At 68.5% G+C, this 25,536-nt stretch carries 16 protein-coding genes; 1 reads left to right on the plus strand and 15 read right to left on the minus strand.

Annotation, left to right across the window (positions count from 1 at the left end):
- Positions 1–62: 62 nt before the first annotated feature.
- The 7 genes from KF887_19600 to KF887_19630 all read right to left on the minus strand — a co-directional run bounded on the left by KF887_19600 (position 63) and on the right by KF887_19630 (position 18,042).
- The gene (locus KF887_19600) at positions 63–9,608 is read right to left on the minus strand and encodes a hypothetical protein (GenBank protein ID QYK41530.1); all 9,546 of its coding nucleotides are present in this window, start codon (positions 9,606–9,608) and stop codon (positions 63–65) included.
- 337 nt (positions 9,609–9,945) lie between these two features.
- The gene (locus KF887_19605) at positions 9,946–12,204 is read right to left on the minus strand and encodes a S8 family serine peptidase (protein ID QYK41531.1); all 2,259 of its coding nucleotides are present in this window, start codon (positions 12,202–12,204) and stop codon (positions 9,946–9,948) included.
- Positions 12,205–12,667: 463 nt separating this feature from the next.
- Entirely contained in the window at positions 12,668–13,606 is a 939-nt protein-coding gene (locus tag KF887_19610) for a phosphotransferase (protein QYK41532.1), read from the minus strand.
- The gene (locus tag KF887_19615) at positions 13,603–14,868 is read right to left on the minus strand and encodes an aspartate aminotransferase family protein (protein ID QYK41533.1); all 1,266 of its coding nucleotides are present in this window, start codon (positions 14,866–14,868) and stop codon (positions 13,603–13,605) included. The genes KF887_19610 and KF887_19615 overlap by 4 nt, the downstream gene beginning before the upstream one ends.
- Positions 14,865–15,290: an aminoacyl-tRNA hydrolase gene (arfB, locus tag KF887_19620; protein QYK41534.1), complete on the minus strand. Its 426-nt coding sequence runs from the start codon at positions 15,288–15,290 to the stop codon at positions 14,865–14,867. The genes KF887_19615 and arfB overlap by 4 nt, the downstream gene beginning before the upstream one ends.
- A gap of 51 nt (positions 15,291–15,341) precedes the next feature.
- Positions 15,342–17,573: a xanthine dehydrogenase family protein molybdopterin-binding subunit gene (locus tag KF887_19625; protein QYK41535.1), complete on the minus strand. Its 2,232-nt coding sequence runs from the start codon at positions 17,571–17,573 to the stop codon at positions 15,342–15,344.
- 1 nt (position 17,574) lies between these two features.
- Entirely contained in the window at positions 17,575–18,042 is a 468-nt protein-coding gene (locus KF887_19630; protein QYK41536.1) for a (2Fe-2S)-binding protein, read from the minus strand.
- An 87-nt stretch (positions 18,043–18,129) separates the two neighbouring features.
- Here KF887_19630 and KF887_19635 point away from each other — a divergent pair, with 87 nt between their 5' ends.
- A complete protein-coding gene (locus KF887_19635; protein QYK41537.1) occupies positions 18,130–18,720 on the plus strand; it encodes a TetR/AcrR family transcriptional regulator in 591 nt (196 codons plus the stop codon).
- On the opposite strand, the gene KF887_19640 is transcribed toward KF887_19635, so the two are convergent.
- From KF887_19640 to KF887_19675, 8 genes are all read right to left on the minus strand, one after another.
- Complete coding sequence (locus KF887_19640; protein ID QYK43673.1) at positions 18,691–19,545, minus strand: alpha/beta hydrolase; 855 nt, start codon at positions 19,543–19,545, stop codon at positions 18,691–18,693. The genes KF887_19635 and KF887_19640 overlap by 30 nt on opposite strands.
- Entirely contained in the window at positions 19,542–20,366 is an 825-nt protein-coding gene (locus KF887_19645) for an aspartate dehydrogenase (protein QYK41538.1), read from the minus strand. Before KF887_19645 ends, KF887_19640 begins: the two co-directional genes overlap by 4 nt.
- Complete coding sequence (locus KF887_19650; GenBank protein ID QYK41539.1) at positions 20,332–21,033, minus strand: ABC transporter ATP-binding protein; 702 nt, start codon at positions 21,031–21,033, stop codon at positions 20,332–20,334. The genes KF887_19645 and KF887_19650 overlap by 35 nt, the downstream gene beginning before the upstream one ends.
- Positions 21,033–21,779, minus strand: coding sequence for an ABC transporter ATP-binding protein (locus tag KF887_19655; protein QYK41540.1), 747 nt, complete (start codon positions 21,777–21,779; stop codon positions 21,033–21,035). Before KF887_19655 ends, KF887_19650 begins: the two co-directional genes overlap by 1 nt.
- The gene (locus tag KF887_19660; GenBank protein ID QYK43674.1) at positions 21,776–22,735 is read right to left on the minus strand and encodes a branched-chain amino acid ABC transporter permease; all 960 of its coding nucleotides are present in this window, start codon (positions 22,733–22,735) and stop codon (positions 21,776–21,778) included. The genes KF887_19655 and KF887_19660 overlap by 4 nt, the downstream gene beginning before the upstream one ends.
- Positions 22,736–22,745: 10 nt before the next feature.
- Complete coding sequence (locus KF887_19665; protein ID QYK41541.1) at positions 22,746–23,660, minus strand: branched-chain amino acid ABC transporter permease; 915 nt, start codon at positions 23,658–23,660, stop codon at positions 22,746–22,748.
- Between the two features lie 69 nt (positions 23,661–23,729).
- On the minus strand, positions 23,730–24,887 hold the full coding sequence (locus KF887_19670; protein QYK41542.1) for an ABC transporter substrate-binding protein: 1,158 nt from the start codon (positions 24,885–24,887) through the stop codon (positions 23,730–23,732).
- A gap of 89 nt (positions 24,888–24,976) precedes the next feature.
- Positions 24,977–25,525, minus strand: coding sequence for a 3-hydroxyanthranilate 3,4-dioxygenase (locus KF887_19675; protein ID QYK41543.1), 549 nt, complete (start codon positions 25,523–25,525; stop codon positions 24,977–24,979).
- Positions 25,526–25,536: the final 11 nt, after the last annotated feature.

Here is a 25,536-nt window from a genome sequence, read left to right on the forward strand (position 1 = left end):
AGGCCGGGTCTGCGGGGATGGGCGAAAGTCGCCGGGCGGCAGGCGCCGCCCGGCAGGGCCGGTCAGAGGATCAGGTCGTCCTCGGTGATCGTCACGCCGGAGTAGAGCTGGATGCGGTAATCGACCGCGCGGTCGCCGTCGAAGTCGATCGACAGCCAGTCCTGCGTTGCCGAATACTGCACCTGCCCCAGGCCGCTCGCGGCGAAGCCCGCCGAGCCGATGAAGGTCAGATCGAAGGCGGACAGGTCGATCTTGTCGATGCCCTGCTCGAAGTCCATGACATGCAGCCGCGGCACGTTGTCGAACGTGCCGGGCGTCACCTTCAGGATGAAGGTATCGGCACCGGAACCGCCGTAGAGCGAATCCCTGCCGGTCCCCCCATCGAGGAAGTCGTTGCCGTCCCCCCCATAGAGCACGTCGATGGCGGCACCGCCGAACAGGCGGTCGTTGCCGCTGCCGCCATAGAGCGTATCCACCCCACCGCCGCCGAGCAGGCGGTCAGCGCCGCTTCCGCCGTAGAGCTCATCGGCGCCCTGCCGGCCGAAGATCGTGTCGCTGCCGGAGGCCCCGTCGATGATGTCGGCGGAACTCGTGCCCTCGTAGATCGCCGAGATCCCCGCCTGCACGTTCAGCGACACCGTCAGCGGCACGCCGAAATCGCCATCGGACACCTCGAAGTTGGCGGTGTAGCTGCCCGAGGCTTCGGTCGTCTCGTAGACCATCGCCTCGAACTGCGCCTGGGTCAGGATGTCGTCCACCATGACCTCGACACCGTTCAGGAGCAGCCTGCCCGCCTCCGGCCCCGTCAGCAGGGTGTAGGACAGGTCATCGCCATCGGGGTCGATGATGCCCGCCTCGGGGAAGAGCCGCGCGCCGCGGGCGCCCGCCTCGACCGTGTCGGGCGTCCAGACCGCCAGGCCGATGCCGCCGCCGGGGGGATCGTTCTGGTCGTTGACAGTGATCGTCAGCACCTCCTCGCGCGTCAGCCCGCCCGCATCGGTGGCGGTGATGGTCACCTGCACGGTCGGCTCCGTCTCGTGGTCGAGCGTCTCGCCCGCCACAAGCCGCAGCATCCAGGGCAGGCCCGGACCGGCCGCTGCGACGATCTCGAAGCGCGGGTCGTCAACGGTCAGCGTCACCGTATCGGCCGCGTTCGGGTCGGTCGCGCCCAGCCGGGTGATGTCGGCACCATCCGCGTTCTCGTCCACCGACGGCGTATCGTCGTCGAACAGGATATCGTCCGGCGCCACGTTCAGCAGGTCGGCCGCGGCCAGCGTCACGTCGTTGAACACGAAGTTCTCGACACTGGTCGCCGTTGTCGTGTGGGTGCCGTCGCTGAGCGTATAGACCCCGCCCGATTCCGAGATGGCATACATCGCCCAGTCAAGGTCGAAGATGCCCGTGTCGGTGCCCGCGCCGCCGAACAGAGCATTGTTGCCCGAACCGCCGATCAGCGTGTCGTTGCCGGTGCCGCCGGTCAGGGTGTCATTTCCGGCACCGCCGTCCAGGATGTGGCCGCCGTTGGCACCGACAAGCGCATCGTTGCCCGCCCCGCCAACGAGGTTCTCGACCGAGATCAGCACGTTGTTGCCGATGTCGCTGCCGAATGCGACGCCGAGGCCCAGGTTGGCAAAGACCGCGGCATTGCTTTCGCTGAAGTCGGCCGTATCGCTGCCCGACCCGCCGTTCATCGTGTCGTCGCCGCCACGTCCCGCCAGCGTGTCGTTGCCGTCGCCACCCTGCAGCAGGTTCGACCCGCCATCGCCACGCAGGTTGTCATCCTGCGACGACCCGCTGAGGTTCTCGACCGAGGTGAACGACAGCGATCCGCCGCCGGTCGCCGTTCCCGCCGCAAGGTCGGCCTCGGTGGCCTGCAGGAAGGCGACGGTATCGGTGCCGTCCCCGGCATCGAAGGTGCCGCTGCCGGTTCCCATCGTCAGGATGTCGTCGCCGTCACCCCCCTCCAGCGTCGTGTCACCGGTGACGGTGAACGGCATCGGAACGGTGCCCGGGACAGTATTGTCCTCGACCACGACGGTCGGGTTCAGACTGCTGCCCAGGATGCGGATGGTGTCGGCGGTGACGCCGGTGATCGTGTTGTCGGTAAAGACCAGCGGCCCGTAGGCGCCCCAGGCCACGAAACCCGCATGGGTGCCCGAGATCGCGTTGCCGGTCACCGTGGCATCGCCACCCATCACGAAGATGCCGTCGGCACCGCCGGTGGACACCTGCACCCAGTTGCCGGTGACGCTGATCGCGTCGCCCGCCGCGCCGTTCACCCAGATGCCCGACACCCCGCGCCCGTCTGCCGCCGCGCTGTAACCGGATCCTGCAACCAGCAGGTTGCCGGTGAAGGCCGCGCCATCGCCCTCCAGCCGGACAAAGCCCGACCCGAAGGCGAAACCGCCATGCGCCCCATAGGCCTCGATGATGCTGTTGGTCACCGTCGAACCGGCCGCCAGCGTCAGGTTGTTGCCGCCCCAGCCGGTGAAGTTCGTGCCGGTCCCGGTGTCGACCGAGGTCGAGGGCTTGCTGAGCGTGACGCCGTCGAGCGTCGCACCATCCACCGTCACCTGCACGCGGCCGCCGATCACCGTCTCGCCGGTGCCGCGCGCGCCGTCATCCGCTGCGACGCCCGCCTGCGCACCGAAGATGTCCAGCGCCTTGTTGACGATGACATCGCCGTCAAAGGTGCCCGCCGCGATCTCGATGTATTCGCCGATCCCGCCCGTTGCAGCGTCGATCGCCTCCTGCAGGGTGGCGAACCCGCCCAGCAGGTTGCCGTCGACATCGTAAAGCTTGATGTCGGCGAACAGCGCCGTGGTGGACAGGGTGATGTCGGCGAACTGGATGAACTCGACGTTGGCGAGCGTATCCTCCCCGTCGGTCCCCGCGCCGTCGGTCAGCACCAGAAGCGCCGGGGCGCCCGTCCAGGTGTAGTCGGACACGTTCCCCGACACCACGAAGGTGTCGTTGTTGCCGCCGCCATCGACCGTGTCGTTGCCCTCGCCGCCGGTCACCGTGTCATCGCCGTTGCGCGCTGCGATGATGTCCGCGCCGTCGGTCCCCGTGATGGCGTCGCCACCCGCGCCGCCCAGGATCGCCAGCACGTCGGTCGCGCTGTTGCCCGTGGCCTGCGCGTCGAAGGTGACGGCTCCGGTCAGGTTCTGCAGGTTGAAGTCGGTGCCGACGTTGGTGAACGTGTTGTCGGTGATCCCGGTGATCGCCCCCGCCGCCGGAACGCCCAGCGAGATGCCGGAACCCGAGTTGACGAAGGTGTTGTTGCTGATCGTGGTGGTGCTGTCGTTCCAGCCTTCCTGGTTGATGGCGGACCGGGTCTCGTCGAAGGTGTTGCCGTCGATCAGCAGTGTCGCGCCGTTGACGTTCGACCAGATGCCGCGGCCCCAGGCCGCCTCAGGCAGCAGATTGACCCCGTTGACGAAGTTGCCGACCCCGGTGATCAGGTTGTTGGTGATCGTCAGCGATCCGGTCGTCAGAACCGTCGTGTAGATCGCCTTGTCCCAGCTACCGCCGGTCGAGGCCCCCTGCACCGCGCTCTGGAACACGGTGTTGGTGATCACGTGGCCACCGCCCGTGGTGATGTAGAGCACGTTCACTTCGCCCCGCGCCGGTGAGGTCGGCACGTCATGCAGGAACATCATCCCGTCCAGCGTCACGGGACCGGCGGCGTTGATCACCATCGTGCCGTCGATCACCGACTCCGCCACGCGGCCGGGGTCCGTGCCCGCAAGGCCCGCATTGGCACCGATGATGGTGACCGCCGCGCTCACGGTCAGGTTCTCGGCATAGCTGCCGGCCCCCACCATGATCTCGTCGCCGTCCACCGCGTCGCCCAGTGCCGCGCCGATGGTGGCATAGTCGGTCGACCCGTCGTCCACCAGGAACACATCCAGATCGCCAAAGTCCAGCCGCCCGGCATTCGTCACCTCGGTGACATCGCCAGACGCGATATGCGTGACGATCGCGGTGGTGCCGTCCCAGGTCACGGTATAGTCGACCCGGTCACCCGCGAAGCTGACCGTGTCAACACCCGCACCGCCGTCGATGCTGTCGTTGCCGCCGCCGCCCGCGATGGTGTCGTTGCCGCCACCGCCCGAGATGTCGTCGGCATGCGCGGTGCCGATGATGGTGTTCGCGGCCGCGTTGCCGACAACGGTCAGCCCGTTGTCCACCGCCGACAGGTCAAGGTTCATCGCCACGTTGTCGTGGTTCACCACGCCGATCAGGCCGCCGTAGTTGATCGTCGCCGTGCCCAGCGCCACCTGCTCGACATTCGTGACATCGGCCGACAGCGTCAGGGTATCCGCCACAATCGACTGGAAGAACACCGTATCGGTGTCGCCGCCGCCATCCACGCTCTCGCCCGCCGCGAACTCGGCGCCCGAGGTGTAGACGAACACGTCATTGCCGTCGCCACCCTTCAGGTCATCGGCTCCGCCACGGCCATAGATCAGGTCGTTGCCGTCCGAACCGGTGATCGCGTCGTCGGTCGCCAGCCCCTGCAGCTCGACAATCTCGCCGGCCGAGCTGTTCACCCCGACAAAGCCCGAGGACAGGTCGATGGGCCCGCTGACTCCGTCGAAGTTGACCAGTGCCCAGGGCGCGTAGGCGTTGATGTCCAGATCGCTGATCGTCATCCCGCCCAGGAAGCTGCCGATGGTGTAGAACGACACGGCATCGCTGCTGTAGCGCCCCGTCACCGTCACGTCGTTCAGGACCAGCGCGCCTGCGTCCGCATAGCCGCCCACGCCGGGCGTGCCGACGCGGATGCCCGTGACCGAAAACGCCTTGTCGGCATTCACCGGCGCGCCATTGGTATTGACCGAGCCGCCACGGAAGGTCGCATCCCCCTGGTCGGTGGCCGTGCTGGCCATCGTCACGCCATCCACGGTCAGGTTTCCGTTGAACCCGAACAGGTTCACATGGCCATGCCCGCGCGCGCCCGAATAGAACTCGCCGTTGGTCGAGAAGTCCGAGTCGACGATCGAGATGTTGCCGACCGTGTTCGGGTTGATCGGATTCGAGCCGTTCGCCGGGTGCATGTAGAACAGGCCGTTCGCCCGCGCGTTCGAGATCGACACCCCGTCAAGCTCGATGAACCCGCCGTTCACGCCCGGCACATCCGTCGCCGAGTTGACGATGCGGATGCCGTACTGGAACCCCGTCGCATCGATGGCGATGTTGGCAAAGCGCAGCAGGTCGTCGGTGTCCATGTCGTCGGCGACGCTGATCCAGCCCGCCAGGCTGATCCCGGCGCCCGCACCGGTCAGCGTGATCGCCCGGGCGCCCAGGTCCAGGTTCTCGGTGTAGCTGCCTTCGGCCACCAGCACCTCGTCCCCGGTCTGCGATGCCGCGATCCCGGCCTGGATGGTGCCGAACTCGGTTCCCGCCGCAACCAGCAGCACGTCCCGGTCGGTGAAATCCAGCCGCCCGGCATTCGTCACCTCGGTCACGTCGCCCGACGTGTCATGCGTGACGATGGCGGTGGTGCCATCCCACACGACAGTGTAGTCACCCCGCGCACCGGCAAAGACCACGGTATCCAGCCCGTCGCCGCCGTCGACAGTGTCGTTGCCGCCGCCGCCATCCAGGGTGTCGTCACCCTCGCCGCCGTCGATCACGTCATCATGCGCCGTGCCGAGCAGGCTGTCGTTTCCGACGCCACCATGGATTTCCAGCGCGTTGCCGATCGCCGAGGCATCGACGCCCGCGCCGCTGCTGCTGGTGACGACAACCGCTTCGACATCGGTCACCGTCGATTCCAGCACCAGCGTCCCGACGTCGGTGAACAGGATCGTGTCGAACCCGTCGCCGCCGTCGATGCTGTCGCCGACATGATGGCCAAGATCGTAGATCTCGAACTGGTCGTCGCCATCGCCACCCGACATGCTGTCGGCACCCTCGCCACCGACGATCACGTCGTCGCCGCCCTCGCCGCTCAGGCTGTCATCACCGCTGCCGCCTTCCAGATAGTCGCCGCTTGCGGACCCGACCACCGAATGCGGAACCGGCCCGTAATCCGGCGCAAAGCTCACGCCCGCCGCGAAGGGATCGGTCACGTCCACGTCGGTCACGGTATTGCCGCTGACCGCGATGCTGTCCGGCGCAAGCTCGCCATAGACCGCGATGCCGATGTCGGCATGGCTGACCGTGTTGCCGGTGATCGACCCGCCGCTGTTCGGCGTGCCGAAGTCCAGGATGTAGATGCCCACCACCTTGGCCACCGTGGTCGTGCCGTTCGTGCCGGTCAGCGTGTTGCCGGTGATGTCCAGGTCGGTGTTGCCATAGCCCAGGATCATCGACGAATAGGCCAGCGCCGGCCCGGCATAGCCGATGGCCGAAAGCGTGCTGTTGGCGATCGTGCCGGTCGAGTTCAGCACCTGGAAGCCGTTCTGCGCGTTGATCGTCTGCGCACCGCCGCCGATCACCGTCACCCCGTCGATATCCAGGTCGGCACGGCTGAACACGGTCGCGTTCTTCTGGAAATCGTCGATCGTGCCGCCATGCATGAAGAAGGTCAGCAGGTTGCTGTTGTCGACCTGCAGCGCCACGCCACGCTGGACGCCGCTGACAACGTCAAAGCCGTCGTCTGTGGTGCCGCCCGCATAGGGATCGCGCACCCCGGTGATGTTCACCTCGTCCAGTCCGCCCGAGGCGTCGCGGAAGTACACGCCCGTGAACTGCGCCTGCCCGGCGCCGCCGCCCTCGCTGACCGTGTTGCCACGCCCGTCGCCATCCACGGTCATGTCGCGCAGGACCACGTTGCTGGCGTCCAGAACCGTGATGACCGAATGCATCTCGCGGTCCGACGACGACCGCGCGGTTTCCTCCACATCCGCCGGCGCGCGCACCGTCACCGTCCCGCCGGTGCCCCGGACCGTCAGGTTGTCCAGACCGTCGATGACCACCTGCTCAACATAGGTGCCCGCATGGACGATGATCTCGTCGCCGCCACCGGCAGCGTCGACGGCCGACTGGATCGTGGCATATTCGTCCGAGGTGGTCGCCACCAGGTAGACGCTCGTCAGGTCGAACACCAGACGCCCGGCATCCGTGACCTCGGTCACGTCGCCCGTCAGCGTGTCTGTCACCACGGCCGTCGTGCCATCCCAGGTGATCGTGTAGCTGTCCCGTGCACCGGCAAAGACCACCACATCCATCCCCGCGCCCGCGTCGATCGTGTCCTGGCCGGCGCTGGCGATGATGGTGTCGTCACCCTCGCCGGTCTCGATCCGGTTGTCGGCATCCGAGCCGGTCACCAGATCGGCGCCGCCGCCGGTCTTGACGTTCTCGATCGCGGTCAGCGCGGCCGTGAAGGCCCCCGTCACGGCGCCGGTATCAAGGTTCGCCTGCACCGCGCCCGCGGCGGCCGAGGCATCGAATGTGTCCGACCCCTCGCGCCCGTCGATCACATCGCTGCCGCCCGAGGCGATGAACGTGTTGTCGTCCGTACTGCCGAAAAGCGCGTCATTGCCCGCCGACCCGCGCACGTTCTCGATGCTGGTCAGCGAATCGATGCCCGTCGCGGTCGAAAACGCATTGCCGGTCTCAAGGTCCACCAGCGATCCGCCGGCGCCCGCCGCCGTCATGTCCAGCGTGTCGTCGCCGCCCAGTCCGTCGATGGTGTCGTTGCCTGCATCAGCGATGAACGTGTCATCGTTTGCCGTGCCGACAAGGTTGTCGTTGCCCGGGGTCCCTGTGATGGGGGCAAAGATCGGCCCGCCGCCTGCCAGCACGAGCGTGCCGGACAGGAACGGGACGCCATTGATGGTGTTGACTTCCAGCAGCGCATCGACGCCGGTCTCGTTGAACAGGGTGACGGCACCCGTCAGTTCGTTGTCCTCGATCGTCACGCTGGCAAATCCGGCACCGGCCGCGCCGTGCGGCCCGTGCCCGGGCGCCAGAAGTATACCTGCGCCAGGACCGTTGAAGGTGTTTTCGCTCACCGTGCCGCCGACAGCCGTCTCCCACAAACGCAGGCCATACTCGGTGTTGGAAAAACTGTTGTCGGTGATCGTGGCACCCCCGCCGACGGTCTGGATGCCACGCAGGCCATTGAACTCGTTGCCGTCGATGGTGACATAGGACACGTTCGCACCGGCACCGGCGGCGATCAAGACACCCTGACCCGACAACGCATTGAAGACATTGCCCTCGATAGTCGCGGCCGTGATGTTGCCGTTCTGGATATGCACGCCGCGCGGCGCCACGATCGTGCTGTCCGTCACAGTGATGCTATGCAGGTTCGTCAAGATCCCGACGGTCTGGATCGCGTAGGTCTGCGTCGACTCGATGATCGTGTTCTGGATCGTCAGCGCGCCGTTGATCCGGATGTTGGAAAGGCCGTTTCCGCCCTCGATGCGCAGTCCGTCAAGGGTCAGGCCGGTCACCTGCGCCGAACTGCCCCCGAAGGTGAACCCGCCGACAATGATCGACTCGTCGTCCTCGCTCGAGATGTCACGGGTGCCGCCGACACCGGCCGAAACGCCCGCCTGCGCGCCAAGAAAGGTCAGACCCGTGGTGCCAACAAGGTCGACCACTTCGGTGAACGTGCCCACGCCCAACTGGATCGTCTCTCCCGCCGCCGCGGCGTTGACCGCCGCCTGGATCGACATGCCCTCCAGCACGACAAACACGCGCGCGCCGACCGTGTCTCCGATCTGGATGAGTTCGACGCTGTTCAGCACCAGGTCGCCCGCCTCGACCGCGTCGGCAACCTGCTGCGCCGTCGTGGCACCGTCCAGAACCACGGTATCGGTGCCGCCCGCGCCGTTGACCGTATCGGTCAGGTCGATCACGAACGTATCGTTTCCGGCGGTGCCGTTCAGCACGTCGGCATTCACCGTGCCGGTGATCGCCTGACCCGGGGTCGCGCCGTAGATCGTCACCGGATCGGCGCTGCTGTCGAAGCTGTTGGCGCCGACGGTGTCGCCGACGTTCACGTCCAGCCCCGAAGCCCCCACCCCGATATGCTCGAGGGCCGAGTTCGCAAAGTCATTGCCGCTCACGTCTCCGGAAACCGGATAGTCCAGCGACATGCCGACATTGTTGCCGTCAAAGCTGTTGCCGGTCACGCTGACGCCCGTGGCGCCGGGATTGAAATAGATGCCGGTGGCCCAGCCGGTAAAGCTCGATCCCGTCACCGACAGGCCCGCACCGTCATTGATCTCGGTAATGATCGCGCGGAAGTTGCTCGGACCGGCGTCACGCTCGAACACCGAATTCGCGATGCTCACGTTCTCGGCCCGGACATAGATGCCGGCGTTCTGGCCCAGGATGTTGCCGCCGTTCAGCACCGAGATGCCGTCGATCACCGTGCCATCCGCCTGCACGTCGATCCGGCCCTCGATCACCGTCTCGGCGCCCCGCGGGCCGTCATGCGCGACGCCCTCGTTCGCGCCCAGCAGCCGGATGCCGCCCCGCGTGATCGCCAGATTCTCGGTGTAGGTTCCGGAAACAATCTGGATATCGACCTCGGCATCTCCGGAATAGGTGGTTCCGGCGGCCGCAAGGGCAGCGGCAATGGTGTTGAAGGTCAAACCACCCTCTACCGCGCTTGCATCGACTGTGAGGATTACATCGGCCATCTGGAAAACTCCCTTGATCCGGCGGGAATGATCCAGTCATCGAACATACTATGTTCATTGGCAAAAAACCGGATTCAACCGGCTCGCCTGACCTCACCCACCCTGCGCAGGACGATAACAGCGCGTATTCACGATGGAAGCAGTTTGTCGGAATTTGACACTGATTTTGACAAGAATTCGGCCAGCCACGAAGTACGGAGCAGCTTGATCGCACGCGAAATTCAGGTTTATCAACCTGTGGTTATGTTTCCGCGCATGCAACAATTGCACAGGTTGCGCGGCCCGCCTGACGCTGATTCTCGACGGTCGCCCCATTCCGCCTGCCCGGCAAAATGGATCACCACATCAGGAAGGCATCGTCGGCCGGAACGAATCCCGGCATGTCGATCTGCATATCGGCCTGGCCGTCGCCATCAATGTCCAGCAGCAGCCGCTGCTGCTTGGTGACAAAGCGCAACTCTCCGGCCTGACCCGAGAATTGCGACATGCCGATGAAACGCAATGGCGCGTCGAATCCCTCGAACAGGATGCGGTCCCCGGCGTCGAAATCGGTGATCCGGTCGCGCATCCCGTCGGGCGGCGCATCGCCCGGGCGGAACACGAACACATCCGCCCCCGCGCCGCCGGTCAGGATGTCGCGTCCCGCGCCGCCGATCAGCCGGTCGTCGCCGTCGCCACCGTTCAGCCGGTCGTCGCCGTCGCCGCCCGACAGCACGTCGTTCCCGCCGCCGCCCCAGAGCCGGTCGTCGCCCGCACCGCCCAGCAGCGTGTCGAGGCCATTCCCGCCGTAAAGCCAGTCGTCGCCCGCGCCGCCCTCGATCAGGTCGTGGCCCGCCATGCCCTCGATCGTGTCCGCGCCGGCATCGCCCTTCAGCACGTCGCCGCCGCGTCCGCCGCGCAGGCCGTCGTCGCCCGCCCCGCCGATCACCCGGCCAAAGGCGCTGCCCAGCGCAAACCCCGCGCCGTCCAGCGATCCCGTCCCGGTCATCAGGTCCACCACGACCGCGCCCCGCGCCGCCGCAAAGTTCAGCGTGCCCGGCCCGTCCGCCTCATGCGCGATGACGCCCCGCGACGCGTCGGCGCCCGCCAGCGCCGCCCAGGCGTCGGTGAAATAGCGGATCCCGTCATCGCCCCCCGCATCGCCGTGCAGCCGCAGTTCGGCCGCCTCGACGGTGATCGCCCCGGTTCCCGCCGGATGCGCCAGCACCACGGTCCAGTCCCCCGCGATGTCCTCGCCCCAGGTCGCCGCACTGGTAAAGGTAAAGTCCAGCCGCGTGGTGCTGCCCACGATCGACATGTTCGGCGCGATCACCACCGATGTCCCGGAGGGCGAGATCAGGGTGACCGACAGTGTCTTCAGCGCCGCATCGGTCAGCGTCAGGCTCAGTTCCACCCATTCCAGGCGCAGACCCCCGGCAGGGGCGGCCACGGTGGCGGTCAGCCGGTGTTCCAGCGGGTCCGGCACGGCCCCGGTGCCCTGCATCGTCACGGCAAGGCTCGCCTCGGTCGCCGCCGTCCCGCCGCCCGCGTGGTGGCTGGCCAGCCGCACCGCCGCCTCGGCATCCAGCAGCCCGAACCCGGCATCGCGGCTGAACACCATCCCCCCGCCGTTCACCGCCTGCCCGGCATTGGCCGTGCCGGGCGAGGTCGCGATGGGCCGCGCGGTGATCGCCAGGATTTCCTGCACGTCCCGATAGCCAAGGTGCGGCGCAACCTCCAGCATCAGCGCCACGGTGCCGGTGACCAGCGGCGCCGAGAACGACGTGCCCGTGGCCCAGGCACGGCCCGTCGCATCGGCCGTCAGGCCGTCGGTGGTCGCCAGGCCCTGCCCGGGCGCCACCAGCAGCAGGTTGGCCCCGGGGCTGGAAAAGCTCGCCACCTTGCCGGTCGCGTCGGTGGCACCGACCGCGATGGTCTGGCGGGCGTTCGTCAGGTTGTGAAAGTTGGAATCATCGCCGTGGTTGACGCCGGTCTTGGTCATCCGGCCGTTGCCGCCCGCGAACACCCACACCGTGCCCAGGCCCCCGCGCCCGTCCTGCGCGCCGTCGAGGATGGCGTTGGCAACCGGCTGGTAGGCGGCCGACCGGAAGTTGTCGGCGAAGGCGCGCGACCATCCCCAGCTGTTGTTCGACACGTCGAACAGCGCCTGCCGCCCCAGCGCCGCCGCCATGACCGAGACCGACGGCTGCACCGAGAAATCCATGCGTTCCGAAACCACCTGCGCGCCGGTCGCGACGCCAAGGCCGCCGATCGCATTGTCCAGCCGCCCGGCGACCAGTCCGGCCACCCGCGTCCCGTGCGGATCGGTCAGCAGGCCGGTCGCGGCGGTGGCGGTCTGCCCCGGCACGAAATCGGAATGCGCCGTGTTGATGCCGGTATCCAGCAGGCCGACGCGCACGCCCTGCCCCAGCGCCAGCTGCCACGCCCCCAGGATGCCCGCGCCGCCCTGCGCGGGGTCCAGCAGGAACCAGAACGGTGTCTCGCCGGGCAGGGGTGCGACAGGCCCCGACACCGACATCAGCACAGGCCCGTCGCCCTCCTCCGGTAGCGGATTCTGGGCGTCCTGGGCATCACTCTGGAAAGACGTATCGGGCATGGCACAACCGTGGAGATCAGGGATGGCGCAAACGTCGCGGTCAGTTATGGCGCAACCTTGTTGGTCGCCGCGCCGCAGGCCGCAGACGGCCCGGCCCCTCGGTGCGGGTCGGAAGTGATCGGGAAAAAGCCAGCGTTTCTGCGTGGCATGGGCCCGCGCAGGCTGCCCCGGCAGCGTTAAGCGCGGGTGAATTCGCGGTGGCGGAATGTGTCGAATTGCAGGCAACGCCCGCGCGCCCGGCCCGTGCCCGGGCAGGGGATCGGCCGGCCCGTGGCCGGGCCGCATCCGGCGGTGCGACGGGCCGCCACGCCCGTCCCGCGACATGATTCGCAGACCTCGGTTAACGCCGCCGCCCGGCACCGGCGGAATTCCGCTGTACCGACGGATGCCAGACGCGGGCCATACGCGAAACCGGCGCGCGCTGGCCCCGCCTCCCCTGTCCAGACCCCTGAAAAGTCGATGGTTAAGGCAGCGTGCGCCCCGCCGCCCCGAACCGCTCGGCCGCCATCACCGCCCGCGCGATATGGCTGCGGTGGATCGGGCTGTCGGGGGGCAGGCGCGGCATCGTCCACCCCACCGAGGCGCAGCACCGCATCACCGTGAAGGCATTCACCATCGCGCCGTCATCGGTTCCGTAGCCCTCCATCAGCGCGGCCCGGATGGCCGGATAGGCCGGTTCGTACAGGCACTGCGACAGCGCCGTGCCCAGGTCATAAAGCCGGTAACCCATTCCGCTGTCGTCGAAATCTATGATCGACAGGCCGCCCGGCCCGGCCAGAACGTTCTCGCGCAGCACATCCGCATGGATCGGCCGCAGCGGTTCGCGTGCCGCATGCTCACCGATCCGCGCCGCCAGCCAGTCGCGGGCCCGGCGCAGGACCCTGGCCTCGTCAGGCGCCAGCGCCGGATGTTCCCAGAACCGCCCCCAGAACGGCGCCTCACCCAGCAAGCCGTTGAAATCCCATGATGGTCGGCGAAACCACTCCGGCAGTTCCAGCCTGTCCGTCACCGCATGCACCCGCGCCAGCAACCGCCCCAGGTCACGATGCAGCCGCCGCTGGTCGGCCTCCGATCCGGGCAGCGGCACGCCCGAGGCACCGATCGCCGCCCCCTCGATCCAGCCCACCACACTGGCCAGCCGTCCTCCTGCCAACCGGTGCAGCACCCCGCCCGACAGGGTCGGGACCGGCGCAGGCACCGCAACCCCTTGGGCCGCCAGCGCACCACACCACCACAGCTCGGAACGGATCGCGCCCTCCGACTGGTATCCGGGGCGATGCAGCCGCAGCGCGGCGGGCACACCCCCGGGCAGCCGCACCTGCCACACCGCATTCTCGCGCTCTACCAGCAGCCGCCCGGTCACCGCGCCCCAGGCAGCGGCGGCCTCCTCCGCCTCGGTCACGGCCGCACCGGCGTGGCGTCCAGAACCTCCTGCAGCGCGTCCATCAGGCTGTCGGCATGGTCGATCCCGAACGGCAAAGGTGGCCGTATCTTCAACGTGTTGCCCGCCCGCCCGATGCGGTTCATCACAAAGCCCCGCGCCAGCATCGCCTCGACCACATCCTCGGCAAAGCCGGTGGCGGGGCGGTTGTCGGCATCGCTGACGAATTCTGCGCCAAAGAACATCCCGGCCCCGCGCACCTCGGCCAGCCACGGATGGCGCAGCGCCCGCATCCGCTCCATCACATGGGCCGAAACGCGCAAGGCGTTGTCCTGCAACCCTTCTTCCTCGATCACATCCAGCACGGCCAGGCAGGCCGCCGCCGAAACCGGGTTGCCCCCGAAGGTGTTGAAATACCCGAACGCCCCCCGGAACGCGGCCATCACCGCAGGCCGCGCAATCACCGCCGCCACCGGATGTCCGTTCGCCATGGGCTTGCCCACCGTCACGACATCGGGTGCAAATCCCAGCAGGTCATGCCCCCAGAAACGGCTGCCCACCCGCCCGAAGCCCGGCTGCACCTCGTCGGCGATGACCAGCCCGCCCGCCGCCCGGACGGCCGCGACCGCCGCATCCAGGAACCCCGGCGCCACGGCCGGCAGCCCCTCATTGGCAAAGACCGGGCACAGGATCAGCCCGGAAAAGCCGAAGCCCGCATCCTGCAACTCGTTGATTGCGCGGGAAAGATGGGCAGCAAAGATCCGCCCGTCCGGGTCGGGCGCCCGCAGCGAATCCGGCGCCGGGATCAGCCGCACATGGGGCGGATAGCCCCCGATCGGCGGGCGGCGCGACGACAGGGCCGACACTGCGGCGGTATTGCCATGATAGGTGTTGTCGGTCGCCACGATGCCGGTCCGTCCGGTCATCGCCTGCGCCATCCGCAGCGCCACGTCATTGGCCTCGGACCCGGTGCAGCACATGATCGCCTGGCTCAGGCCGTGACCCATGCGCCCGGTCAGCCGCTCGATGTAATCCAGCACAAGATCATGATGATAGCGGGTGTGGGTGTTCAGCACGGCCGCTTGGCCCGCGATCGCCTGCACCACCCTGGGGTGGCAATGGCCGACATGCGGCACATTGTTGTAGCAGTCCAGATAGCGCCGCCCCGCCGCATCCCACAGCCATACCCCCTCGGCCCGAACGACATGCAGCGGCGTGCGGTAGAAGGTCGGCACGTTCGGCCCCATCAGCAGCGCACGCCGTTCGGCGGCTGTCTCGGTCATTCGTCCTCTCCCGGCGCGATCCCGCGCAGCGCCTTGACCTGCCCCCGGATCGCCTTTCCGGCAAGCCTGCGCTGCTGGCTGCCATAGGTCGGCTTGGTGGCGATCCGGCGCTTGGGTGCCACCAGGGCGGCACGGATCATCTCGACCAGCCGTTCCCGGGCGATCTCGCGGTTGCGGGCCTGGCTGCGGGTTTCCTCGGCCCGGATCAGGATCGCCCCCTCATCCGTCCACCGCCGCCCGGCCAGCCGCTTCAGCCGCGCCTTCACCGGACCCGACAGGTGCGGCGAGCGTTCCGCCTCGAACCGCAGTTCGACGGCGGTTTCCACCTTGTTCACATTCTGCCCGCCCGGCCCCTGCGACCGCGTGAAGGTCTCGGTCAGTTCCCAGTCGGCCAGGGCAAGGGTGTCGGTGATCCGCAGCATGGCGGCACGCTAGCCGGTCGGACGGCGCGGGAAAAGCCGGTCGTCGCCCGCTCAGGCAAAGCGCACCGCATCGGCCAGCGGCAGCCGGCGGTGCCGCACGCCGGTCAGCGCGAAGATCGCGTTGGCCAGCGCGGGTGCCGCCGGGGGCGTGCCCGGTTCGCCGATGCCCCGGATCTTGCCCCCGGATTCCAGGATCCTGACCGAGATCGGCGGGCATTGCGCCAGGCGCAGCGGATCGAAATCGGGGAAGTTCGTCTGCTCGACCCGGCCCTCGGCAAAGCTGATGCGGCCGGTCATCGCGGCCGACAGGCCATAGATCATGGCACCCGATACCTGCGCCTCGATGTTGCGCGGATCGAGCGCCAGGCCCACGTCCGCCGCCGCCCAGGCACCGGTCAGACGCAGCGCACCGTCCGCGTCGGCCACCTCGATCACCTCGGCCACCGGCACGCCGAAGGACAGGCAGAACGCGACCCCGCGCGCCCGGCCCTGCGGCAAGGGGCTGCCCCAGCCCGACATCTCGGCCACGGCCTCAAGCACCGCACGCGACGGCGCATGCGTCAGGTGATCCAGCCGGAAGGCCAGCGGATCGGCACCCGCCGCATGGGCCAGTTCGTCGATCGCGCTTTCCAGGAAGAACCCGTTCTGCGACGCCCCCACCGAACGCCAGAACCCCAGCGGCACCGTCTCTGCCGCGCGATAGCCGGTCACGCGGAACGCGGCCGGGGCATAGGGCGATTCCCACGCCCCCTGCACGATGGTCGCATCCGGCCCGGCCACCGGAAACCCCAGCCGGCCCATCTGGCTTGCCGCCACCGAAGGGGCGGCAAGGCCCAGGTCAAGCGCGGCGATCCGCCCTGCCTCCAGCCGCGCGGTGACGCGGGCGGCGGCGGCGGGGCGATAGACGTCATGGGTGGTATCCTCTTCCCGGCTCCAGGTCAGCAGCACGGGCCTTGGCGCAAGCGTCCTTGCCAGCGTGATCGCCTGCGTCACGAAATCCAGCTCCGCCCGTCGGCCGAATCCGCCGCCCAGGAACGGGGTATGCACCTCGACCGCATCCCTTGGCAGACCGGTGATCTCGGCCCCGATCTTCAGGATATGGGTCGGCAACTGGTTCCCCGCCCAGACCTCCAGACGCCCGTCGTGCAGCCAGGCCGCCGCCGCCATCGGCTCCATCGTGGCATGGGCCAGGAAGGGCACGGCATAGTCGGCCTGCAGCGTCGCACCGGCGGCAAGCGCGGCCTCGACATCGCCGTCGTCACGCAGCCGGCTGTCGCGCAGGTCTTCGGTGAAGCTGGCCGCGATCATCGCCTCGATCTCGTCCGAGGATGCGGGATAGGCGGCGGGCGCCCATTGCACCGCCAGCACCTCGGCCCCCCGGAAGGCGGCCCAGGTGTTCGTGGCAACCACCGCCAGCCCGTTCGGCACCGTCTCGACCGACAGCACGCCCGGCACCTTCAGCGCCTCGGCCGCGTCGAAGGATTGCACGCCCGACCCCAGATGCGGGTTCGCGCGCACGGTGGCAAAGACCATGTCGGGCAGCCGGACATCGGCCGAGAACCCGGCCGTTCCGGTGCATTTCGCCGCCATGTCGGTGCGCGGCAGCGACCGGCCAAGCAGCGCCCACTCCGCCCGGGGTTTCAGCGGCGGCACCGGCGGCAGATCGACGCCGGCTGCCTCGGCCGCAAGCGCGACATAGGGCAGCCGGGTGCCATCGGGCAGCACCACGGCGCCGCCCTCGGTGCGCAACTGCGTCGCGGGCACGCCCGAACGGCGCGACGCGGCCGCGACCAGTGCCGCACGCGCCACCGCCCCCGCCGCGCGCATCTTTTCGTATCCGTCCGGAATCGAGGTCGAACCGCCCGTCAGTTGCAGCCCCAGGAACTTGGCCGGCACATGCATGAAGCCGCGCGCGGTCTCGGCCATCCAGCTTTCGTCGGTGGGAGAGAACGGCACGCCCTCCTCCAGCAGCGCCGCGTTGTAATAGGCGGCAGAGGCGGGGCCATGCGCGACCCGCACCTGATCCCACGGCAGGTCCAGTTCCTCGGCCACCAGGGCCGCAAGGGTGGAATGGATGCCCTGCCCCATCTCGGCGCGCGGTGCGATGATCGTCACGCCGGTTGCGTCGATGGCGACATAGGGCGTCAGCGCCGCCCCCTCGCCACCTTGCAGCGGGTTGGGATAGGGCTTGCGGTACTGCCAGACGCCAAAGGCCACACCCCCCGCGATGGCGGCGGACCCGATCAGGAAGGTGCGGCGCGCGATGGTTCCCAGACGGCTCATCTCAGGCCCCTTTCAGCGTGGTGGCGGCGGTGCGCACGGCGGCGCGGATGCGGGGATAGGTGCCGCAGCGGCACAGGTTGCCGTTCAGGGCGTCGTCGATGTCGGTGTCGGTGGGGTCGGGGTTCTCTGCCAGCAGCGATGCCGCCTGCATGATCTGCCCCGACTGGCAGTAGCCGCATTGCGCCACCTGATGCTCGATCCAGGCGGCCTGCACGGCATGCAGCGCCGCCGGATTGCCCAACCCCTCGATGGTGGTCACCTGCGACCCCGCGGCATCGGCAAGCGGGGTCTGGCACGACCGCACCGCTACCCCGTCCAGATGCACCGTGCAGGCGCCGCAGGCCGCGACGCCGCAGCCGTATTTCGTGCCGGTCAGGTTCAGCGCGTCGCGCAGAACCCACAGCAGCGGCATGTCATCGGGCAGGTCCAGCGTGTGGGACGTTCCGTTCACGGTCAGCATATGGGCCATAGGTGCCTCCTCAGGTTTCTGACATAATTGTCAGTAAATGTCAGGTTGTCAATTGACATTCGGGACGGCCTTTGTCACATCGTCGACATGAGCCCGCACGACACCGCCCCGCCCGACCGGCAGGACGCCATTCTTGACGCCGCCTTCCATGCCTTCGCGGGCTATGGCTATCGGCGCACGTCGATGGAGGATATCGCAACCGGCGCCGGTCTGTCGCGCACCGCGCTCTACCTGCACTTCCGCAGCAAGGAAGACATCTTCCGCTCGCTGTCCGAACGCTATTTCGACCAGTGCCTTGCCGACATGCGCGCCGCCCTGGACACCCCCGGGCCGCCCGAGGAGGTGCTGCGCGCGGCCTTTGCCGCCAAGGATGGCAAGTTCATGGATGTGGTTCTGGGCACGCCGCATGGCCGCGAACTGCTGGACGCGGGATTTTCGATCGCGGCCGATCTGGCGCGCACGAAAGAGGCGCAGATGGGCGCCGCCCTGGCAGAGTGGCTGGCCGCGCACGGTGCGGCGCGGTCGCTGGGCGATCCGGGCACGGCAGCGGGCACCGTGCTGGCCGCGCTGAAGGGGCTCAAGACCTCGGCCGCCTCGGTGGCCGACTATCGCGCCGGGCAGGCGGTGCTGGCACGGATGCTCGCCCTGTCACTCGGTCAGGGCCAGAAGGGCGCGTGACAGGTCGGTATCCGGGCGCGTCAGGTCCAGGATCACGTCGAAATGGTTGCGGCCCGGCACCGTCAGCAGGGGTGCGCCAAGCGCCCGGGCATAGGCCAGGCTCTGCCGATGGAACCCCGGCGTCTCGACCCCGGCCACCGCGACATGGCTGCGCGCCGTGCCTGCCACGTGGCGCATCGGGCTGAGATCGGCCAGTTCTCGCGGGGTCAGGTGCATCCAGTCCTGCACGTGGCTGGCGGCCAGCGGCGCCAGTTCGAACAGCCCCGACACCGGCAGCGCGCCATGCACCGCGCCGGGCGGCAGCCCGAACCGGGCCTGCCACCCCGGCATCGCCAGTGCCGCCGCCAGATGCCCCCCGGCACTGCTGCCCGCCACCACGATCCTGTCGCGGTCGATCCCCAGGTCGTCCGCCCGGTGCCACAGGAAGGCCAGCGCGGCGCGCATCTGCCGCACGATCTCGGTCAGTGTGGCCGCGGGCGCCAGCGTGTAGTCGGGCACCGCGGTCGCAATGCCCCGCGCTGCCAGCATCGGCGCCATGAAGGCCGACTCCTGCCGCGACAGCGCGCGCCAGTACCCGCCGTGGATGAACATGACCACCGGGCGCCTGTGGCCGGGTCCGGCCCCGAACAGATCCATCAGCTCGGCGCCTTGCGGATCGGGGCGCAGCCCGGCCTGCAGTCCGGGCATTGCCATCGCGGCCCCGGACAGGCGGCGATAGTCGCCGATGATGCGCGCGAAATCCGCAGGCTCGACGCAGGCCCGGGCGGTATAGTCGGCGTCGATGCGGTCGCGCGGCAGGGCCGCCTCATCCCTCAAATCCATCAGATCACCAGAACCCCGGCCCGGTTCTCGATCAGGCGCACCAGCGACAGCGCGGTCAGTTCCGACGACTTGGGGTTGGCGGCCAGCGGCCGGTTCTCCAGCCGCACCGTCATCGTCCCGAAATCGCCCGTGGCGGTGACGACATGCGCGTTGCGCAGCGCCGCCGGGTCCGCGATCAGCGCGACGGTCGTGCCATCGGCCCCGAGACCCGCGAGCGCCGAGATCAGCGCCACATTGGCATTCTGCGGAAACCGCGCCGCCGCCTGCCGCGCGCTGCCGGTGAAGAAGGCCGCGGGTGCGGTCAGCGCCGCCAGATCGCACAGCCGTTCGGCCTCGGTGCCCGCCCAGGCGGCGGGCGGCTTGACGATCTCGTGCCGCACCGCCGCCAGCGACAGCCGCCCCGCCGCCGACAGCGCGTCGATCCCGCCGAGCGCGCCGGGCGGCACGATCACCTGCCGCCGCGCCGCGCGCGCGAGGTCCAGCAGTTCCGGCAGCACCGCGTCGTCCGCAAAGGCCGAAGTCGAGCAGGGCGCGAAATCGGCACCGGCCGCCAGGGCCGCACGCCCCCACGGCAGAACCGCCGCCCGGCCGGCCGCCTCGACCACCAGGTCGGGGCGCAGCGCAGCCAGTCCCGCCGGGTCGGTCAGCAGGGGCACATCGGGAAGGCCCGCGCGCGCGGCGTCGCGCAGCCCTACGCCCGCCAGCCGCACCGGCGCCCCGCGCGCGGCCAGCAACCCGGCCACCCGTACCCCGATGGCGCCCCAGCCCACCAGCACCAGCCGGAGCGGATCAGAGCCCGACAAGCGCCTGCACCCGTGCCGCATCGCGGTCCAGATCGGTCCCCGACCCCTGCCAGACGGTGCGCCCCTTCTCGATGATCACATGCCGGTCGGCCAGCCGCTTCAGCACCGCCAGGTTCTTGTCGATCAGCAGGATGGATTGCCCCTCGGCCTTCAGCCGCTCGACCACATGCCAGATTTCGGCGCGGATCACCGGCGCAAGCCCCTCGGTGGCCTCGTCCAGGATCAGCAGCACCGGGTTGGTCATCAGCGCCCGCCCGATCGCGAGCATCTGCTGCTCGCCCCCCGACAGCGTGGCCGCGAACTGCCCGGCACGCTCGCCCAGCCGGGGAAACAGGTCATAGATCCGCGCCAGCGTCCAGGGATCGGCGCGGCGGCGACGGTTCGCCGCGGTGGCGGTCAGGTTCTCGCGCACCGTCAGCGTCGGGAACACCTGCCGCCCCTCGGGCACCAGCCCGGCGCCCATCCGCGCCACCCGTTCCGGCGACCGGCCGCCCACATCCTGCCCCAGGAACCGCACCTCGCCGCCGCGCGGCGGCATCAGGCCCATGACCGTCCGCACCGTCGTGGTCTTGCCCATGCCGTTGCGGCCCAGCAGGGTGACAACCTCGCCCTCGCCGATCTCCAGCGACACGTCGAACAGCACCTGGCTTGCGCCATAGGCCGCCTGAAGGTTCCGCACGCTCAGCATCAGGCGTCCTCCTCGCCCAGATAGGCCTCGCGGACGGCCGGGTCGTTGCGGATGTCCTCGACCGACCCCGCCGCGATGATCCGGCCGTAGACCAGCACCGATATCCGCGATGCAAGCGCAAAGACCGCGTCCATGTCATGCTCGACCAACAGCATCGGCGTCGTGCGCGCCACGCCGCGCAGGGTCTCGATCATCTCCTGGCTTTCGGCATGGCCGAGGCCCGCCATAGGTTCGTCCAGCAGCAACAGGCGCGGCCGGCGGGCAAGGGCGACCAGCAGTTCAAGCTGCTTGCGCTCGCCGTGGCTCAGGTCGGTGACCGGCATGTCGGCCCGCCCCTCCAGCGGCGTTCCCGACAGAAGCGCGTCGGCGCAGTCCCACAGCGGCCGGCGCGTCCGCAGCACATCCCAGATGCGGAAATTGCCGCCCTCGCGGGCCTGTGCCGCCATGGCGATGTTGGCCCGCACCGTCATCTCGTTCAGCAGCGAGGTGATCTGGAATGTCCGGCCCAGCCCCATGGCAACCCGGTCCGGCACCGATGCCCGGGTCACGTCCTGCCCGGCCAGCCGGATGTGGCCCTGATCGGGCGCCAGCTCGCCGCAGATCTGGTTGATGAGCGTCGATTTCCCCGCCCCGTTCGGGCCGATCAGCGCGTGGATCTCGTGCTCTTCCACGGTCAGCGACACATGGTCGGTGGCCAGCAGCCCGCCGAACCGTTTCACCAGTCCGTCAAGGGCAAGGATGGTCATCGCCGCCCCCCGATCCGCGCGATCAGCCCGGCAATGCCGCCCCGGGTGCCCAGCACGATCACCAGCAGGATCAGGCCCATGACCAGTTGCCAGTACTCCGTCCACCCGGCCAGCACGCTTTCCAGCACCAGCACGGCGCCCGCGCCGTAGAGCGGGCCGAAGAACGTGCCCACGCCCCCCAGGATGACCATGATCATCAGCTCGCCCGACTTGGTCCAGTGCATCATGTCGGGCGAGGTGAAGCGCAGCACGTTGGCCATCAGCGCTCCCGCCAGCCCCGCCCCCATGCCCGCCAGCACAAAGGCGTAAAGCTTGTAGCGATAGGGCGCAAAGCCCAGTGCCGCCATGCGCCGCTCGTTCTGCCGCAGGCCCTGCAGGACATTGCCGAAGGATGAATGCACGATCCGCCAGAGCCCCGCGAAGAACAGCGCGGTGATGGCCAGCACCACATAATAAAGCGTGGTCCGGTCGCGCAGGTTCAGCCCGAACAGGTCGTTGGTGCGGCGGATGATGATGCCATCCTCGCCGCCATAGGCCCGCAGGCTGACGAAAAGGAAGAACAGCATCTGCGCGAAGGCCAGGGTGATCATGATGAACTGCACGCCCCCGGTCCGCAGGCTCAGCGCCCCGATCACCGCCGCGAACAGCCCCGCGACCAGCATCGCCAGCGGCAGCGTCACCAGCATCTGCGTCGTGCCGGGAACCAGCCCGAGGAACGGCGCGCCGCTGGTCGCATGGGTGAACAGGATGCCCACGACATAGGCCCCCACCCCGAAGAAGGCCGCGTGCCCGAAGCTGACCATCCCGCCATAGCCCAGGATGAAGTTCAGGCTGGCCGCCGCGATCCCGTAGATCAGGATGCGCGTCATCAGCGACAGCAGCGCCGATTGTCCCGCCGCCTCGGTCAGGAAGGGCGCGGCCAGCAGCAGCACGGCCGCCACGCCCAGCGGAACCAGGCCCCTCACTTCACGACCCCGCCGCGAACAGGCCGCGCGGGCGGACCAGAAGGACAAGCGCCATCATCAGGTAGATCCCCATCGAGGCCAGCGCGATGCCCATCCCGTCTGCCTCGGAGGCGGGCATCACCTGCCGCAGGACCGTGGGCAGGAACGCGCGCAGCATCGTGTCGACCACGCCCAGAAACAGCCCCGCCACGAAGGCCCCCTTGATCGAGCCCACGCCGCCCACGACCACCACGACGAAGGTGGCGAGCAGGATCTGTTCGCCCATCCCCACCTGGACCGCACTGATCGGCCCCGACAGATAGCCCGCCAGCCCCGCCAGCAGCGCCCCCAGGCCGAACACCACGGTATAGAGCAGCCGTATGTCCACCCCGAGCGCCCGCACCATGTCGCGGTTGGTGGCCCCCGCCCGGACAAGCGCGCCGATCCGCGTGCGGTTGATCAGCAGATACAGCCCCGCCGCCACCAGAAGGCCCACCGCGATGATCAGGATGCGATAGGTCGGATAGGGCAGGCCGGGCAGGATCTCGACCGACCCGTCCAGCCCGGCAGGCAGGCGGGTGAACACCGGCTGCCGCCCGAAGCCCAGCACGATCAGCTGGTTGAACGTCAGGATCAGGGCAAAGGTCGCCAGCACCTGATCCAGGTGGTCCCGCGCATAGAGGCGCCGGATCACCACCGTCTCGATCACGAAACCGGTGATCGCGGCCGCCGCCAGTGCCGCCGGAAGGCCCAGCCAGAAGCTGCCGGTCTCGGCCGCCACCAGGGTTCCGGCATAGGCCCCCACCATGAACAGCGATCCATGGGCCAGGTTGATCACCCCCATGATGCCGAAGATCAGCGTCAGCCCGGCGGCCAGCAGGAACAGGGTGATCCCGTATTGCAGGCCGTTCAGCAACTGTTCGAGAAACAGGATCATGCGCCTGCCCGAGCGTTCAGGGGTTCCGATGGAAGAAGGGCCGGGGCTGCATCCCCGGCCCCTGTGGCGTCACATCTTGCAGGCGTCGGCGTAGATGTCGCCCACATTGTCGCGCAGCTGTTCGCCGGTCCTGGCCACCGGCTTGCCGCCCTCGCCCGCCACGATGTCGACCATGAACCAGTCCTGCACCGGGTGCTGGTTCTTGCCCCAGGCGAAATCGCCCCGGGTGCTGGCCCATTCGGCGGTGCGCAGCGCCTCGGCGAAGGCATCGACGTCATCGACGCTGCCGGTCTTTTCCAGGGCCGCGCCGATCAGGATCGCGGTATCCCATGCCTGCTGGGCATAGTAGGTGATCGGGCGGTCGCCGTACTTGCCGCGCCAGGCGGCCACGAAGGCCTTGGACGCGTCGTTGTCGAAATCCTCGTTCCAGTGCGTCGTGGCCTTGATGCCCACGGCGGCCTCGCCCACGGCGTTCAGGATCACGCCATCGACCGAAGGCTCCGACAGGACCATCGGGATCGCGCCCAGAAGACCGGCCTGCTGGTACTGCTTGAGGAACGCGATACCCAGGCCGCCGGGATGGAACTGGAACACCACTTCCGGATCGGCGGCGCGGATCTGCGCCATCTCGCTGGCGAAATCGGTCTGGTCAAGCTGGGTGAATATCTCGGTCACCTCGCCCTCGAACAGCCGCTTGAAGCCTTCGATGGCGTCCTTGCCGGCCTGATAGTTGGGCGCAAGCGCCACCGCCCTCTTGAAGCCGAGCACCTTCGCCGCGGCGCCCGATGCCTCGTGCAGGCTGTCGTTCTGCCAGCTCACCACGAAATAGTTGGGGTGGCATCCCTCGCCTGCCAGATTCGACGGGCCGGCGTTCGGGCTGATGTAGATCGCGCCCGAGTCGACCACCTCGGGCACCGTGGCGCCCGCGACGTTCGAGAACACGATGCCCGTGATCAGCTTGATGCCGTCGTCGTTCAGGAACTTCTGCGCGATCTGCAGGCCGTTGCCGGGCTTCAGGCCGTCGTCCTCGACCACGAACTCCACCTCCACGCCGCCCAGCTTGCCGCCGCCCTGCTCGGCGGCCAGCAGCATCGCGTCGCGGATCTGTTCGCCGATATAGCCGGGCGGGCCGGACAGTGTGGTGATCACGCCGATCTTCACCGGATCGGCAAGGCCCGGCAGCGCGGTCAGCGCCAGTAGGCTCGCGGCAGACAGCAGTTTCTTCATCGTGGACTCCCTGTTGGATTGGGCCTGTTCCGGCACTGGTTGAGGGGAACGATGCCCGTTCCCCAGGATTATTTCAAGTCTAAAATATCTCAGAGCTGCACCCAGCCCGCCGGGGGTTCCTTGCCCGGGTGCAGCGCCCCGCAACCGGGGCAGGTGCGCGCCTTTTCATCGCCGTAGAAACGGGCGTAGATCGGTGGCAGGTCGTCGACGATGGACTCAAGGTCCACCTCTGCCCGGTGAACCAGCGACCGGCATTCGAAACAGTACCATTCCACCGCGTCCAGTGCGCCCTCGGGACGGGCAGGCTCGATCACCAGTCCGATCGATCCCTCCTGCGGGCGCTGCGGCGAATGCCGCATGTGGGCGGGCAGCAGGAAGATGTCGCCCTCGCGGATCGGCACGTCATAGAATTCGCCGGTGGCCGTGTCATGCAGCTTCAGCAGCATGTCACCCTTGAGCTGGTAGAAGAATTCCTCGACCGGATCGTCGTGATAGTCGGTCCGCTTGTTCGGCCCGCCGACCACCGTGACCATCAGGTCGGCCTCCTTGAAGACCATCTGGTTGCCCACCGGCGGTTTCAGCAGGTGCTTGTGTTCATCGATCCATTTCTGGAAGTTGAAGGCGGCAAGGCGTGCCATGGGTTCCTCCG

It is taken from the genome of Paracoccaceae bacterium, assembly GCA_019454225.1.
Lineage (GTDB): Bacteria > Pseudomonadota > Alphaproteobacteria > Rhodobacterales > Rhodobacteraceae.

Excerpts from the sequence above, each read along its gene's own strand:
- KF887_19600 (QYK41530.1), bottom strand. The coding sequence starts at position 9,608 with ATGGCCGATGTAATCCTCACAGTCGATGCAAGCGCGGTAGAGGGTGGT.
- KF887_19605 (QYK41531.1), bottom strand. The coding sequence starts at position 12,204 with ATGCCCGATACGTCTTTCCAGAGTGATGCCCAGGACGCCCAGAATCCG.
- KF887_19615 (QYK41533.1), bottom strand. The coding sequence starts at position 14,868 with ATGACCGAGACAGCCGCCGAACGGCGTGCGCTGCTGATGGGGCCGAAC.
- arfB (QYK41534.1), bottom strand. The coding sequence starts at position 15,290 with ATGCTGCGGATCACCGACACCCTTGCCCTGGCCGACTGGGAACTGACC.
- KF887_19625 (QYK41535.1), bottom strand. The coding sequence starts at position 17,573 with ATGAGCCGTCTGGGAACCATCGCGCGCCGCACCTTCCTGATCGGGTCC.
- KF887_19630 (QYK41536.1), bottom strand. The coding sequence starts at position 18,042 with ATGGCCCATATGCTGACCGTGAACGGAACGTCCCACACGCTGGACCTG.
- KF887_19635 (QYK41537.1), top strand. The coding sequence starts at position 18,130 with ATGAGCCCGCACGACACCGCCCCGCCCGACCGGCAGGACGCCATTCTT.
- KF887_19645 (QYK41538.1), bottom strand. The coding sequence starts at position 20,366 with ATGCGGCACGGGTGCAGGCGCTTGTCGGGCTCTGATCCGCTCCGGCTG.
- KF887_19650 (QYK41539.1), bottom strand. The coding sequence starts at position 21,033 with ATGCTGAGCGTGCGGAACCTTCAGGCGGCCTATGGCGCAAGCCAGGTG.
- KF887_19655 (QYK41540.1), bottom strand. The coding sequence starts at position 21,779 with ATGACCATCCTTGCCCTTGACGGACTGGTGAAACGGTTCGGCGGGCTG.
- KF887_19665 (QYK41541.1), bottom strand. The coding sequence starts at position 23,660 with ATGATCCTGTTTCTCGAACAGTTGCTGAACGGCCTGCAATACGGGATC.
- KF887_19670 (QYK41542.1), bottom strand. The coding sequence starts at position 24,887 with ATGAAGAAACTGCTGTCTGCCGCGAGCCTACTGGCGCTGACCGCGCTG.
- KF887_19675 (QYK41543.1), bottom strand. The coding sequence starts at position 25,525 with ATGGCACGCCTTGCCGCCTTCAACTTCCAGAAATGGATCGATGAACAC.